General features: G+C 70.2%; 12 protein-coding genes and 1 pseudogene. 11 read left to right on the top strand and 2 right to left on the bottom strand.

Features of this window, described 5'->3' with window-relative positions; translation table 11 throughout:
- Nucleotides 1-3 precede the first annotated feature (3 nt).
- From ftsW to ftsZ, 5 genes and pseudogenes are all read left to right on the top strand, one after another.
- Nucleotides 4-1254, top strand: a complete 1251-nt coding sequence (gene ftsW, locus ABZW60_RS23600; RefSeq protein WP_355480097.1) for a putative lipid II flippase FtsW — start codon at nt 4-6, stop codon at nt 1252-1254.
- 22 nt (nt 1255-1276) lie between these two features.
- Nucleotides 1277-2365 carry an undecaprenyldiphospho-muramoylpentapeptide beta-N-acetylglucosaminyltransferase gene (murG, locus tag ABZW60_RS23595; RefSeq protein WP_355480095.1) on the top strand — a complete coding sequence of 363 codons (1089 nt, stop codon included), beginning with the start codon at nt 1277-1279 and terminating at the stop codon, nt 2363-2365.
- The gene (gene murC, locus ABZW60_RS23590; protein ID WP_355480093.1) at nt 2362-3822 is read left to right on the top strand and encodes a UDP-N-acetylmuramate--L-alanine ligase; all 1461 of its coding nucleotides are present in this window, start codon (nt 2362-2364) and stop codon (nt 3820-3822) included. Before murG ends, murC begins: the two co-directional genes overlap by 4 nt.
- Before the next feature lie 18 nt (nt 3823-3840).
- Nucleotides 3841-4581 (top strand): FtsQ-type POTRA domain-containing protein, encoded by a 741-nt coding sequence (locus ABZW60_RS23585; RefSeq protein ID WP_355480091.1) that lies wholly within the window; start codon nt 3841-3843, stop codon nt 4579-4581.
- Nucleotides 4582-4682: 101 nt separating this feature from the next.
- Nucleotides 4683-5744 (top strand): annotated as a pseudogene (ftsZ, locus tag ABZW60_RS23580) (cell division protein FtsZ); the annotation flags it as partial.
- Nucleotides 5745-6368: 624 nt separating this feature from the next.
- Here the strand turns inward: ftsZ and ABZW60_RS23575 are convergent.
- Complete coding sequence (locus ABZW60_RS23575; RefSeq protein ID WP_355480089.1) at nt 6369-6887, bottom strand: metalloregulator ArsR/SmtB family transcription factor; 519 nt, start codon at nt 6885-6887, stop codon at nt 6369-6371.
- A gap of 57 nt (nt 6888-6944) precedes the next feature.
- Between ABZW60_RS23575 and ABZW60_RS23570 the strand changes: the two genes are divergently transcribed.
- From ABZW60_RS23570 to ABZW60_RS23545, 6 genes are all read left to right on the top strand, one after another.
- Nucleotides 6945-7928 (top strand): S41 family peptidase, encoded by a 984-nt coding sequence (locus tag ABZW60_RS23570; protein WP_355480088.1) that lies wholly within the window; start codon nt 6945-6947, stop codon nt 7926-7928.
- 9 nt (nt 7929-7937) lie between these two features.
- Nucleotides 7938-8669, top strand: a complete 732-nt coding sequence (locus ABZW60_RS23565; RefSeq protein ID WP_355480086.1) for a polyphenol oxidase family protein — start codon at nt 7938-7940, stop codon at nt 8667-8669.
- Complete coding sequence (locus ABZW60_RS23560; RefSeq protein ID WP_355480084.1) at nt 8666-9379, top strand: YggS family pyridoxal phosphate-dependent enzyme; 714 nt, start codon at nt 8666-8668, stop codon at nt 9377-9379. The genes ABZW60_RS23565 and ABZW60_RS23560 overlap by 4 nt, the downstream gene beginning before the upstream one ends.
- A gap of 81 nt (nt 9380-9460) precedes the next feature.
- Entirely contained in the window at nt 9461-10033 is a 573-nt protein-coding gene (sepF, locus tag ABZW60_RS23555) for a cell division protein SepF (protein WP_355480082.1), read from the top strand.
- 38 nt (nt 10034-10071) lie between these two features.
- Nucleotides 10072-10377: a YggT family protein gene (locus tag ABZW60_RS23550; protein ID WP_130379857.1), complete on the top strand. Its 306-nt coding sequence runs from the start codon at nt 10072-10074 to the stop codon at nt 10375-10377.
- A gap of 135 nt (nt 10378-10512) precedes the next feature.
- A complete protein-coding gene (locus ABZW60_RS23545) occupies nt 10513-11262 on the top strand; it encodes a DivIVA domain-containing protein (RefSeq protein ID WP_355480080.1) in 750 nt (249 codons plus the stop codon).
- Nucleotides 11263-11605: 343 nt separating this feature from the next.
- On the opposite strand, the gene ileS is transcribed toward ABZW60_RS23545, so the two are convergent.
- The gene (ileS, locus tag ABZW60_RS23540) at nt 11606-14761 is read right to left on the bottom strand and encodes an isoleucine--tRNA ligase (RefSeq protein ID WP_355480078.1); all 3156 of its coding nucleotides are present in this window, start codon (nt 14759-14761) and stop codon (nt 11606-11608) included.
- Nucleotides 14762-14899 lie beyond the last annotated feature (138 nt).

The following is a 14899-nucleotide window of genomic DNA, read 5'->3' as shown; positions in this document are numbered from 1 at the left end:
CGCGTGACGTCGATCGCAGATCAGCCGGACCAGAAGAAGCAGACCAGTGAGCGCCCGTGGATCGCGGCGATCAAGGAGATCCTCGACCGCCCGCTGACGTCGTACCACATCGTGCTCGGGGCGACCGGCCTGTTGCTGGTGCTCGGCCTGATGATGGTGCTGTCGGCGTCCAGCGTGCTGTCGCTGCGCGCGAACGGGAACAGCTACACGATCTTCGTCCGGCAGCTGATCTGGGTCGGCGTCGGCCTCCCGATGGCGTACGTCGCCTCGCGGATGACGCCCCGGCACTTCCGGATGCTCGCCTACGTCGCGCTGCTCGGCTCCGTGTTCCTGCTGGTGCTCACCTACATCCCGGGTCTCGGCGTCGGCGTGAACGGCAACACCAACTGGCTGAACCTCGGCGGCCCGTTGCAGATCCAGCCGAGTGAGTTCGCCAAGCTCGCGATGGTGATGTGGTGCGCGGACCTCTATGCCCGCAAGGAGAAGCTGCTCACCCAGTGGAAGCATCTGCTGGTCCCGATGGTGCCGGTCTGCGGTCTGGTGATCGCGCTGGTCGTCGGGCAGCACGACCTCGGCACGGCGCTGGTGCTGATGGCGATCATGATCGGGCTGATCTGGGTGGTCGGCGCGCCGACCCGCCTGTTCGTCGCGACGATCGCGGTCGTCGGCACCATCGCGACGTACTTCGTGATGACGGCGCAGCACCGGCTCGACCGGGTCACGTCGTTCATGAACCCGTTCGGCGACGCCTCCGGGATCGGCTGGCAGGCGTACCACTCGTTCTACGCACTCTCGACCGGCGGCTGGTGGGGCGTCGGGATCGGCAACAGCCGGCAGAAGTGGGGCAACCTGCCGGAGGCGCACACCGACTTCATCTTCTCGGTGATCGGTGAGGAACTCGGCCTGGTCGGGTCGCTCACCGTGCTCGCCCTGTTCCTCACCCTGGCCTACGCCGGGGTGCGGATCGCGACCCGGAACACCGAGCCGTTCGTCCGCTACGCGGCGGCCGGGATCACCATCTGGATCATGGCGCAGACGCTGGTCAACCTCGGCGCCGTGATCGGACTGCTACCCATCGTGGGTATCCCGCTCCCGCTTTTGTCGTACGGTGGTTCCGCACTGCTGCCGACGCTGATCGCGATCGGCATGCTGCTGTCCTTCGCGAAGGCCGAGCCCGGCGCGCAGGCCGCCCTGAAAGAGACCCGGCGGCCTCGTTTCGGCTGGTTGCCTTCGCGACGTACGTCGTACCAGTGAACCCGCGGGAGCGTTGAAAGCTGTGCCCAGCATCGTTCTGGCCGGCGGCGGTAGCGCCGGCCACACCTCACCCCTGATCGCCACCGCAGACGCCCTGCGCCGGATCGACCCGACGGTCGAGATCCTCGCCCTCGGGACCGAGCGCGGCCTCGAGACCCGCGTGGTCCCCGAGGCCGGGTACCGGCTGGAGCTGATCCCGCCCGTGCCGCTGCCGCGCAAGCCCACGCCGGCGCTGTTCGCCGTTCCCGGGAAGATGCTGTCCTCGGTGAGCGCGGCCCGCCGTGTCCTGGACGAGGCGAAGGCGGACGTCCTGGTCGGCTTCGGCGGCTACGTGTCCACCCCGGCGTACGTCGCCGCCTGGCGGCGCAAGACCCCGATCGTCGTGCACGAGGGCAACGCGGTCCCGGGGATCGCGAACAAGTTCGCCGCCCGGTACTGCACCGAGCACGTGAAGACGTCGTTCCCGGGCAGCGACCTGCCGCACGCCGAGTACGTCGGCCTGCCGATCCGGCGGGCGATCTCGACGCTCGACCGGGCCGCGCTGCGCGCCGAGGCCCGGCGGTTCTTCGGCCTCGACCCGGACGCCCCGACGCTGTTCGTGACCGGCGGCTCACAGGGCGCGCAGCGGATCAACGAGGCCGTCTCCGGCGCGGCCGCCGACCTGGCCGCGGCCGGGATCCAGGTGCTGCACGCGATCGGCCCGAAGAACACCCTCGAGGTGCCGCGGACCGGTGGGTACCCGTACGTCGTGCTGAACTACGTCGACCGGATGGATCTCGCCTACGCCGCCGCGGATCTGGTCGTGTGCCGCTCGGGCGCGAACACTGTCACCGAGGTGTCCGGTGTCGGCCTGCCCGCGATCTACGTTCCGCTGCCGATCGGTAACGGCGAGCAGCGACTGAACGCGAAGCCGGTCGTGGACGTAGGGGGTGGTGTGCTGATCGACAACGCCGAGCTGACCGCGGACTGGGTGCGCGCGAACGTGCCGCAACTTCTGCTCGACCGCGAGCGTCTGACAGCCATGTCCACAGCTGCGACCGGTGTCATCCGGACCGACGCCGACGACCGATTGGCGCGGATCATCCTCGATGTGGTGAGGTCTGCTTCGTGATCGTCACCGCTCCTGACACGCTGTTACCGGCCGAGAAGCTGGGCAGGGTGCACTTCGTCGGTATCGGCGGCGCCGGCATGTCCGGGATCGCCCGGATCATGGCGTCCCGCGGCATCGAGGTGTCCGGGTCGGACGCCAAGGACGGCAAGGTGCTCGCCGCGCTCCGGGCGCTCGGCGCGACCTGCTGGGTCGGCCATGCCGCCGAGCACGTGAAGGACGCCGACACCGTGGTGGTGTCGACCGCGATCCGCGAGACCAACCCCGAGGTGGTCGCGGCCCGCGCGGCCGGGATCCCGATCCTGCCCCGGGCCGCCGCGCTGGCGTCGGTGATGGTCGGCCGCCGGACGCTGGCGGTGGCCGGCACGCACGGCAAGACCACCACCACGTCGATGCTGACGGTCGCGCTGCAGCACTGCGCCGCCGACCCGTCGTACGCGATCGGCGGCAACCTGAACGAGTCCGGATCGAACGCCCACGACGGCACCGGCGACCTGTTCGTCGCCGAGGCCGACGAGTCGGACAAGTCGTTCCTGACCTACTCGCCCGAGGTGTCGATCGTCACGTCGGTCGAGCCGGACCACCTGGACAACTACGGCGACGAGGCCAGCTACCGGCAGGCCTTCGAGGACTTCTGCGGCCGGGTGCTGCCCGGCGGCTTCATGGTGATCTGCCAGGACGACGCGGGCGCCCGGCACCTGGCGTCGTACGCGCGCGACCGCGGGATCGACGTCCGGACGTACGGCGAGGCCGAGGACGCGGACCTGCACGTCACCGAGATCACCGCGACCGGGGCGACGCAGTCGTTCGTGCCGGTGTACCGCGGCCGCAAGCTGCCGGTCGTGCGGCTGCAGCAGGCGGGCAAGCACAACGCGCTCAACGCGTCGGCGGCGCTGACCGTGGGGCTCGGGCTGGGCTTCTCCGCGGCCGACCTGGCCGAGGGGCTGGCGTCGTTCACCGGCACCGGGCGACGGTTCGAGTTCAAGGGGCTCGAGGACGGCGTCCGGGTGTTCGACTCCTACGCGCACCACCCGACCGAGCTTGCCGTCGACCTGACCGCGGCGCGCCAGGTGGCGGGGGAGGGCCGCGTGATCGCGTGCTTCCAGCCGCACCTGTTCAGCCGGACCCGGATCTTCGCGACCCAGTTCTCCGACGCGCTGGCCCTGGCCGACGAGGTCGTGGTGATGGACGTGTTCGCGGCCCGCGAGGACCCGGAGCCCGGCGTCACCGGCGCCCTGATCGCCAACCATGTGCCGCTGAAGCCGGAGCAGGTGCGGTTCGAGCCGTCCTGGTCCGCCGTACCGCAGCTGGTCGCGGGTCTCGCCGAGCAGGGCGACCTGGTCGTCACGCTGGGCGCGGGCGACGTCACGCTGATCGGGCCGGAAGTCGTTGGATTGCTGGCCGAACGAGCAGCGGCCCGCGAGTCTGCACCGGAGACCGCCGACGCTGTGGTGAAGTAAAACCGTGGGGTTCGTCGAATGAGCCAGAGCGTCGATCTGGCTCGGGCACAGCAGCGGTTCGCGCGCCGGCAACGGCTGGTGCGGTGGCGTAGCTGGCTGCCGTGGGCCGTCGGCGGCGGACTGGTCGTGCTGGCCGGTCTGGTCGTCTGGCTGTTCTACTTCTCCACCGCGTTCGCGGTCTCCGGGGTCCGGATCAGCGGCGCCGACACGGTGCCGGTGGCAACGATCGAGCAGGTCGCGGCCGCGCCGACGGGCACCCCGCTGGCGAAGGTCGACCTGCGGTCGATCGCCGAGCGGGTGCGGACGATCCCGGCCGTCGCGGACGCGCAGGTGACCCGGGCGTGGCCGCGCAAGATCGTGATCGTGGTCACCGAACGGGTCCCGGTCGTGGTGGTCACCGACGGCTCGCGCTACGAGCTGGTGGACGCCACGGGGACGTCGTACCGCACTGTGCCGGACCGGCCGGCCGGACTGCCGGAGGCGAAGGTGACCGGCGTCCGGCGCGATGTCACGGTGCACTCGGTGGTGACGGTCTCGGCGGCCCTGCCGGACACGCTGCGGACGCAGGTGAAGTCGATCTCGGCAGCGTCGCCGGACTCGATCACCCTGAACCTCAGCTCCGGTGTGAAGGTCGTTTGGGGTAGTTCCGATGACAGCGAGCGCAAGGCCGGGGTACTGAGCGTGCTGATGAAGCGCGAGGCGAAGGTGTACGACGTCTCGGCGCCCGATCTCCCTGTCACCAAAGGCGAAAAGCGGTGACGGGTCACATCTGCACCGTGCGGCGAGGCGCGTGGATTTTGGCGCGAAGCGTCCCGTATCGTGCGGCGTAATCTAAAGTTGACATAAGTCTAAGCATCCACTTGAGGTTCAGTCTTTTCGCTGGACAACGGGAAAGCAACGAGGCGAGAGGCGCGGACGTGGCGGCACCGCAGAACTACCTGGCACTCATCAAGGTCGTCGGCATCGGCGGAGGCGGCGTGAACGCCGTCAACCGGATGATCGAGCACGGTCTGAAGGGCGTTGAGTTCATCGCCATCAACACCGACGCACAGGCGTTGTTGATGAGCGACGCGGACGTCAAGCTCGACATCGGCCGCGAGGAGACCCGCGGCCTGGGCGCCGGTGCGAACCCGGCGATCGGGCAGAAGGCCGCGGAGGACCACGCGGAGGAGATCGAGGAGGCGCTGAAGGGCGCCGACATGGTCTTCGTCACCGCCGGCGAGGGCGGCGGCACCGGCACCGGCGGCGCGCCCGTGGTGGCGCGGATCGCCCGGTCGCTCGGCGCGCTGACCATCGGTGTGGTGACCCGGCCGTTCTCGTTCGAGGGCAAGCGCCGCGCCACCCAGGCCGAGGACGGCATCAGCACCCTCCGCGAGGAGGTGGACACGCTGATCGTCATCCCGAACGACCGGCTGCTGACCATCTCCGACCGGGCCGTGTCCGTGCTGGACGCGTTCAAGCAGGCCGACCAGGTGCTGCTGCAGGGTGTTTCCGGCATCACCGACCTGATCACCACGCCCGGTCTGATCAACGTGGACTTCGCCGACGTCAAGGCGGTGATGTCGAACGCCGGCTCGGCGCTGATGGGCATCGGCTCGTCCCGCGGCGAGGACCGCGCGGTCGCGGCCGCCGAGGCGGCCATCTCGTCACCGTTGCTGGAGGCAAGTATCGAGGGCGCGCACGGCGTCCTGCTGTCGATCGCCGGCGGGTCCGATCTGGGCCTGTTCGAGATCAACGAGGCGGCGCAACTGGTGTCGGAGTCCGCGCACTCGGACGCGAACATCATCTTCGGCGCGGTCATCGACGACGCCCTCGGCGACGAGGTGCGGGTCACGGTGATCGCGGCCGGCTTCGACGGCGGCATGCCGAAACGCCGCGAGCAGGCGATGAACCAGGCCAGGCCCCAGTCGTCCCGCCCCTCGGCGTACTCCGCGCCGATGTCCGGCGGCAGCACGCCACAGCAGGCCGGCCAGCCCACGGCGCCTCCGACCGGGACCGGCCAGCCGGCCTCCGGCTACGCGCCCACGGGCAACGCCCAGCCAGGTGCCCAGCCCAACACGGGTAGCGGGCAGCCGGGCACCGGCTACACGCCCGCAGGCACCGGCCAGCCGGGCGCCGGGAGCGGCCAGGCCGGCGCGGGCACCGGCCAGCCGGGTCAGGGCAACGGTCAGGCCGGCGCGCAGCCTGCACAGGCCAACCCTGCCCCCAGCTCAGCCCCTGGCCAGCAGCAGGGTTCGGCGCAGTCGGCACCTTCGCCCACACCGACCGACGACACCGTCCCGGTGCCGGCCCCGACCGAGCCACGGGTGGGAACCACGAACTCGGCCCGCCCGCCGGCAGGCGAGAGCGTCCGCACCGTGCAGTCCGGTCAGCAGTCGGCCCAGCCGGCCCCGCACACCCCGGCCTCCCCGTCGACCCAGCACTCCTGGCCGACGAACGGCCCGAGCAACTCGACGGCAGGCAACACCAGCCAGACACCCAAGCCGAAGAAGCCGGAGCCCGAGGAAGACCTCGACATCCCGGACTTCCTCAAGTAGCACGCCCGCTCACGGTCCGGCCGGCTCCGGCTGCCGTGGGCGGTACACCGACACGACGACGCCGTACCGCGACTCACCGGGACCGGCGTCGTCGAGTTCGTCGACCATCCGCTCGAGGGTCGCGGCGAGCTCCGCGGCCTGGCCGGCGGACAGCCGCAGGTTCCGCACCGTGAACGTCGGGTCGGGTTCGGCGGTCTCCAGGTCGGCCGCGACCGCCTGCAGGGCGACAGTGTTGTTCGCCCGGGCACCTTCGCCGCTGAAGCCGAACCGCCGGACCGACCGCCGGTAGTACAGCTCGGTCCCGCCGCGCACCTTGCGCGTCTCGGCGACGTGCACCATCCCGGCGTCACGCAGGACGCCGAGGTGATGGGCGACATTGCCTTTCGCCGTGCCGAGCGCCACGGCCAGCTGGCTGATCGTGGCCGGCTCCTGCCCGAGGGCGAACAGCAGCCGGTGCCGCAACGGGTGCCCGAGGGCCTTGAACTGCGCGGCCGTCGACACCTCCAGGTGGTCGGAGATCTCGCTCATGACTAAAGCGTCGAATTTTCTTGACGCTTTGTCAAACGGCGTGCTTCACTCCTGCCCATGCAGACCGACGAGATCCGGGCCGTGCTGGCCCGGCTGGGCGCCCTGGTGGCCGAGCATTACGTTTTCCCCGAGACCGGGCGCGAGGTCGCGGACCGGCTCGCCGCGGCGGTCGCCGCAGGGCGGTACGACCCGATCCATGACCCGGAGGAGCTCGCGGACCGCGTCACGACCGACCTGCAGGCCGGCAACCGCGACAAGCACCTGCGGCTCAAGTTCCACCGCGACGGGCCGCCGGACGAGACGGATCCGGCGGCGGAGGAGGAGTACTGGCGGCGCCGGGCAGCGCTCGACGCCGGCGGCATGGCCCGGATCGAACGGCTGGACGGCAACATCGGGCTGCTGGAGATCCGGCCGTTGCTGTATCCGCCCGAGTACGCCGCGCCGGTGTTCGCGGCGGCGATGACGCTGCTGGCGTCGACCGACGCGCTGGTGATCGATCTGCGCCGCTGCGTCGGCGGGTCGCCCGACCAGGTCGCGTTCGTCTGCAGCTATTTCCTCGCCTCCGACGAGCCGGTCCACCTGCAGGATCTGATCACTCCGGCCGACGGGACCGTCCGGCAGTTCTGGACCGCGCCGTACGTCCCGGGGCCGCGGTTCGACCGCGGCAAGCCGATCTGGGTGCTGACGAGTTCGGCGACGTTCTCCGGCGGCGAGGAGCTGGCGTACAACCTGCAGCAGTTCGGGCGCGGCGTCGTGGTCGGCGAGCGGACCGCCGGCGGCGCCCACCCACGCCGCGGGTTCAAGCTGCACGAGCAGCTCGAGGCGACCGTCCCGGTGGCGCGCTCGGTGAACTCGGTCTCCGGGACCAACTGGGAAGGCACCGGCGTCGCGCCCGACCTCGACGTGCCCGCGGACCAGGCCCTGACCGAGGCTTACCGGCGGGCGGCCGAGCACGTGCTCGGCCTGCCGGAGGACACCGGGCGCAGCAGTGTGACCGACGAGGCGCGGACGGTGCTGAGTCCGGCGGTCGCCGCTGGGTAATCTTCAGTCGTGTTCGGCTACGACGAGGAACTCTCCGCCGCCCGGGTCGCCTTCACCGATCGCTTCGGTGGCGCCAGCCAACCGCCGTACGGCGAACTGAACCTGGGCAGCGCCTCGGGTCCGGACGTCGAGGGCGTCATCGCCAACTTCGGGCTGTTGGCGGCCGAGTTCGGCGTGCCGGCGGAGAACGTCGTGCGGGTCAGCCAGGTGCACGGCCGCGACGTCCACGTCGTCGGGCCGGACGACGAGTTACCGACCCAGCCGATGCCGAGGGCCGACGGACTCGTCACCACCCGGTCGGACGTCGTCCTCGCGGTCCGCGCCGCCGACTGCCTCCCGGTGCTGCTGTCCGGCGGCGGTGTGATCGGCGCCGCACATTCCGGCCGCAAGGGCATGTACGTCGGCATCGTGCCGGCGACCGTCGACACGATGCGGGACCTCGGTGCGACCCGGATCACCGCCGTCCTCGGGCCCTACGCGTGCGGCCGCTGCTACGAGGTCCCCGAACAGATGCGGGCCGAGGTCGCGGAGCGGGTGCCGGCGTCGTACTCCGAGACGAGCTGGGGGACGCCCGCGATCGACGTGGCCGCCGGGGTGCGGGCGCAGCTCGCCGACCTCGACGTCGACGTGATCGACGCGACCGCGTGCACGATCGAGTCCCCGAACCTGTACTCGTACCGCCGCGAGGGTCCCGAGAGCGGGCGGATGGCGGGACTGATCCGGAAGCTGGTCACGTCGTGAGCACTCGCGCCGACGAACTCCGGGCGAATCTGGAGCAGGTGCGGGAGCGGATCGAGAAGGCCTGTCAGGCGGCCGGGAGGGCCCGGGACGAGGTCACCCTCGTGGCGATCACCAAAACCTTCCCCATCAGCGACGTGCGGGCGCTCGCGGCCCTCGGGGTGACCGACGTCGGGGAGAACCGTGAGCAGGAGCTGAAAGCCAAGGCGCCGGACTGCCCGGACCTCGGCTGGCACTTCGTCGGCCAGCTGCAGTCCAAGAAGTCGCGGTCGATCGTGCGGTACGCGTCGGTCGTGCACTCGGTCGACCGGGACTCGCTCGTCGAGGCGCTGTCGAAGGCGGCCGTCGCCGAGCAGAAGACGGTGCGTTGCCTGATCCAGGTGAGCCTCGCGGCGTACGGATCGACGGACGCCGCGACCGGCGCGAGCCGTGGCGGCGTCGAGCCGTCCGAGGTCCCCGGACTGGCCGCGCGGATCGCGGCCGCGGACGGCCTCGAGCTCGGCGGCGTGATGGCGGTCGCGCCGCTCGGATCGGACCCGGAAGAGGCCTTCGCCGGACTGCGCGACGTAGCGTCGCGACTACGCTCCGAACACCCCGGGGCGGACTGGATCTCGGCCGGGATGACCGGCGATCTGGAGGCCGCGATCAAGCACGGTGCGACACACGTCCGGCTCGGGCGCGCATTACTCGGTACGCGCACTCCGCTGGGTTAGTGTCGACATCGAGCGGGTTTTGCTTCCTGCTCACTGTTGTCGTCGAGTAGCCGTAGAACCGGATCGAGGTGCTGAAGGGCCATGAGCGGCGCGCTGCGCAAGATGGGTGTGTACCTCGGCTTGGTCGAAGACGGGGAGCGCTACAACGCCCGCTACGACGACACGTACGACGACGAGTACGACGACGAGTACGACGAAGCCGTCGACGGGGACTCCCACGAGACCGAGCCGGTGCCCGCCGGCCGGGAGAGCCGCGAGCCTCGCGACCATCGCGAGGAGCGTCCGGATCGCACGGACCGTGCGGATCTCGGCGGCGCCACGGTCAGCAAGTTCCCAGACCGGCGCGGGGTCGCGCCGTCCCCGGAGGTAACCGAGTTGGCCCGCATCACCACCGTGCACCCGCGCAGCTACAACGAGGCGCGCGTCATCGGTGAGCACTTCCGCGACGGGACGCCCGTCATCATGAACCTGACCGAGATGGACCACGCCGACGCCAAGCGGCTGGTGGACTTCGCGGCCGGCCTGATCTTCTGCTGCCGGGGCTCGATCGAGCGGATCACCACCAAGGTGTTCCTGGTCTGCCCGCCGAACGTGACGGTGGCGGCCGAGGAGAAGGAAAAGATCGCTGCGGACGGGTTCTACAACCAGAGCTGAGGCCGGCGCTTCCGCCGTCTTCTACACTCGTTGTCGACATGGATGCTCTAGCGCTCGTCCTCATCGTTCTCTACTGGGTTCTGCTCGCCTTCTTCCTGGTGCTGGTGGCGCGGTTCGTACTCAGCCTGATCGTCATGTTCGCTCCGCAGTGGCACCCCAAGGGTCCGCTGCTGCTGTTCTTCGAGCTGATCTACTCGATCACCGATCCGTTCCTGAAGCCGCTGCGGCGGATCCTGCCCCCGATCGGGGCCGGCGGCATCCGGATCGACCTGTCGATGCTGATGCTGTTCGTCATGGTGTCGGTGGCGATGGCGATCAACTCGACGGCCCTTCGATCGTTGTGAGGGTGAGGACCGCGAAGACCGGGTAGGTAGAGCCCGGATTCCGTCATAAGACAACGAAGCGATAACGTGATCTACTGAGTCGCCAAGGCGAGGGCCACGGGGACTCCGCCAAGACACAGACAAACGAGGTGAAAGATGCCGCTGACGCCGGATGACGTCCGCTCGAAGCAATTCACGCCCGTCCGACTACGGGAGGGCTACGACGTCACAGAGGTCGACTCCTTCCTCGACGAGGTGGAGGCCGAGCTCGAGCGCCTTCTCGCCGAGAACGAGGAGCTGCGGGCCAAGCTCGCGGCGGCCCAGCGTGCTGGCGCCGACCAGCAGCGACCGGTCGACCAGACCGCCGCGCTGCCGCCGGTCGTGCAGCAGCCGAAGCCCCCGGTCGTGGTCGAGAAGCCCGAGGAGCCCAAGCCGCCGGTGGCGGTGCCGGGTGCGGCCGCGGCGGCCGGCACGGTCGGTGACGCGTCCAGCTCCGCGGTGCGGCTGCTGGAGATGGCCACCAAGCACTCCGACGACCTGGTCCAGGAGGCGAAGGACACCGCCGACAAGATCATCGGCGAGGCCCGCGCCAAGGCGGAGCGCCTGGAGAACGAGGCTCGCGGCAAGGCCGACCGGATGACCGGTGAGGCCCGCGCCCGCGCCGAGAAGCTCGACGGCGAGATCGCCGAGCGCCGCGCGCAGATGCTCGGCACCCTGGAGAAGCAGAAGGGTCAGCTCGAGCGCACGATCGACGACCTGCACGCCTACGAGCGGGAGTACCGCAGCCGCCTGAAGACCTACTTCACCGAGCAGCTGAAGGCGCTCGGCAACGGCGACGACACGCTCAGCCCGCGCAACGGCTTCCGGCCGGAGGCGCGTGCGCAGGCGCACGGTCACGGCGTTTAAGAACCTCGTCGAAGAGGCGGTGCTTTCCGGCGGCACCGCCTCTTCGCCATGTCTGGACACCTTTGACTGAGGGTCTCCCGGTAGTGACAGGGAGTCAGGGCCAGACAGCAGCACGCCGGTACGGCATCCAGCCGTAGGAGTGAGGGTGATTCCCCGGAGGGACCATCGGGGAACACGCTCGAGAAGTCAGAGCCGAGTGGTGGGCGAGCGTCCCGGTACAGCTCCCACACTCGTTGCCGGGTCGCGGTGTCCGCGACCCACCCCGCCGCGCGGTCCGCGCCGGTGACGATCAGCAGCCTGGCGCGAGCCCGGCGATCCGGGCCCGCGCCATCCGGCCTCTGTGTCAGGCCTTGGTCAGCCAGTAGGTCAGCTGCAGGTCCTCTTCGGTGCCAGTGGCAACGTCTGTGGACTCGGACGGGGACGACTGGCTGAGCTCGACGGCCAGGACCTCGCGGGCGATCTCGTCGGCGTGCTTGCCGAGCGCGTCGCTCAGCTCGGTGTCGGTCGAGGTGACCCAGACCCTGATCCGGTCCGACACCTCGAGGCCGGCATTCTTCCTGGCCTCCTGCAGCGTGCGGACCACCTCGCGGGCGAGACCGGCCTGCCTGAGCTCCGGCGTCACCTCGAGGTCGAGGGCGACGGTCTCACCCTGCTCGTTGACCACCGACCAGCCTTCCTTCGGCCGCTCGGAGACCAGCACCTCGGCCGCGCCGACCTGGACCTCCTCGCCGTCGACCACGACCGTCGCCGTCCCGGACTCCTTCAGGGCGGCGGCCAGCGCGCCGGCGTCGGCCGCGGCGATCGCGGCGGCCACCACCGGGGTCTGCTTGGCGAACCGCTTGCCGAGCTCGCGGAAGTTGCCCTTGGCGGAGAACTCGACCAGATCCGCACCCGCCGAGGACAGCGGCGCGACCGTGCCCACGTTGAGCTCGTCGGCGATCTCCTGCAGCAACTCCGGCGACAGGTCCGCGATCGCGGCCGACCCGACCAGGGCCCGGGCCAGCGGCTGTCGCGTCTTCACCTTCGCCTCGGCACGGGCCGACCGGCCGAGCTCGACGACCCGCCGGGCCATCGACACGTGCCGGCCCAGGACGTCGTCGATCAGCGACTCGTCGTACGCCGGGAAGCTCGCCAGGTGCACCGATTCCGGCAGGCCGGGCGTGACCGGGCGGAGCACGTCCTGCCAGACCCGCTCGGTGACGAACGGCGTCAGCGGCGCCATCACCCGGGTGAGGACGTCGAGCGTCTCGTGCAGGGTGGCCAGCGCGCCCGCGTCACCGGACCAGAACCGGCGGCGCGAACGGCGGACGTACCAGTTCGAGAGCACGTCGACGAACGAGTTGACCAGCAGGCCGAGCCGCTGCGTGTCGAACGCGGCGTACGCCTCGTCGGTGTCGCGGACCAGCCGGTGCGTCTCGCTGACCAGCCAGCGGTCCAGCACCGAGCGATCGGCGACGGCCGGTGCGTCGGCCGGCGACCAGTCCGCGAGCCGGGCGTAGAGCGCGTGGAACGCGACCGTGTTCCAGTAGGTGAGCAGCACCTTCCGGACGATCTCGTTCAGCACGTTCGGCCCGATGCCGCGCGCCTTCCACGGCGACCCGGAGGCGGCCATGAACCAGCGCACCGCGTCCGCGCTGTGGTCGTCCATCAGCGGGATCGGCTCGAGGATGTTGCCCAGGTGCTTGGACATCTTCCGGCCGTCCTCGGCGAGGATGTGCCCGAGGCAGACGACGTTGCGGTACGACGACTCGTCGAAGACCAGCGTGCCGATCGCCATCAGCGTGTAGAACCAGCCGCGGGTCTGGTCGATCGCCTCGGAGATGAAGTCCGCCGGGTAGGTCTCCGCGAACTTCTCCTTCGAGCCCTCGACCCAGGGGTAGCCCCACTGGGCGAACGGCATCGAGCCCGAGTCGTACCAGGCGTCGATGACCTCGGGCACGCGCCGCGACTCGGCGCCGCAGGTCGGGCAGTCGAACGTGATGTCGTCGACGTACGGCCGGTGCGGGTCGGTCGCGCTCAGGTCGCGGCCTGCCAGTTCGCCGAGCTCGGCCAGCGACCCCACGCACACCTGGTGGTCCTCGCCGCAGCGCCAGATCGGCAGCGGCGTACCCCAGTAGCGGGAGCGGGAGACGGCCCAGTCGATGTTGTTGCGCAGCCAGTCGCCGTACCGGCCCCACTTCACCGAGTCCGGGAACCAGTTGGTCTTCTCGTTCTCGCGGAGCAGCGCGTCCTTCACCTGCGTGGTGCGGATGTACCAGGACGGGAGCGCGTAGTACATGACCGGCGTGTGGCAGCGCCAGCAGTGCGGGTACGGGTGCTCGTACGGCACGTGCTTGAACAGCAGGCCGCGGTCCTTGAGGTCCTTCACCAGGTCCTTGTCGGCCTTCTTGAAGAACTGTCCGCCGACCAGCGGCACGTCGGCGTCGAAGTGACCGGTGGTGTCCACCGGCTTCACCACCGGCAGGTTGTACGCGCGGGACACCAGCAGGTCGTCCGCACCGAACGCGGGGGACTGGTGCACCAGACCCGTGCCGTCCTCGGTGGTCACGTACTCCGCGAGGACGACGTAGTGCGCCTCCTCCTCGAACGGCACCAGCTCGAAAGGCCGCTGGTAGGTCCAGCGCTCCATGTCGCGGCCGGCGTACTCGCCGGTCACCGTCCAGCCATCCCCGAGCCGGTCCAGCAGCGGCTTGGCGACGACCAGCGACTCGGTGCCGTCGGTGGCGACGACGTACTCGACGTCCGGGTGCACGGCGACCGCGGTGTTCGACACCAGCGTCCAGGGCGTGGTCGTCCAGACCAGCAGCGACGCCTGGCCGGCCAGCGGACCCGACGTGAGCGGGAACCGGACGTACACCGACGGGTCGACGACGGTCTCGTACCCCTGCGCGAGCTCGTGGTCGGACAGGCCGGTGCCGCAGCGCGGGCAGTACGGCGTGATCCGGTAGTCCTCGACCAGCAGGCCCTTGTCGTGGACCTGCTTCAGCGACCACCAGACCGACTGGACGTACTCCGGGTCCATCGTCTTGTACGGGTGCTCGAGGTCGACCCAGTAGCCCATCCGGACGGTGAGCTCGTTGAACGCGTCTACGTGCCGCAGCACGGACTCGCGGCACTTGGCGTTGAACTCGGCGATGCCGTACGCCTCGATGTCCGGCTTGCCGTTGAAGCCGAGCTCCTTCTCGACCGCGACCTCGACCGGGAGGCCGTGGCAGTCCCAGCCCGCCTTGCGCTCGACCCAGAAGCCCTTCATGGTCCGGTAGCGCGGGAACACGTCCTTGAAGACGCGGGCCTCGATGTGGTGGGTGCCGGGCATGCCGTTCGCGGTCGGCGGACCCTCGTAGAACGTCCACGGCGTGCCGCCGGCGGACTGCTCGAGGGTCTTGGCGAAGGTGTCCTGCTCCTCCCAGAGCGTGAGCACCTCGCGCTCGAGCGCGGGGAAGTCGACCTGGGCGGGAACCTGCCGCCAGGGTGTGCCGGGGGTGTGCGCTGCCGCCATCTTCTGCGTCCTTCGTCGCGTCCTGCTGTGCTGGACGAGGGACGAAGCACCCGGACCGAGCCGGCTACCGCGCGGTACCACCCTCCTTGGCAACCTGGTGCGGGTTGCCCACTTCCTTAACGACACGCTGCCGGTTCT

The organism is Kribbella sp. NPDC003557 (assembly GCF_040610805.1).
Classification (GTDB): Bacteria; Actinomycetota; Actinomycetes; order Propionibacteriales; family Kribbellaceae; genus Kribbella.
The sequence above is the reverse complement of the archived record's forward strand: the minus strand, read 5'-3'. Positions and strand labels throughout refer to the sequence as shown.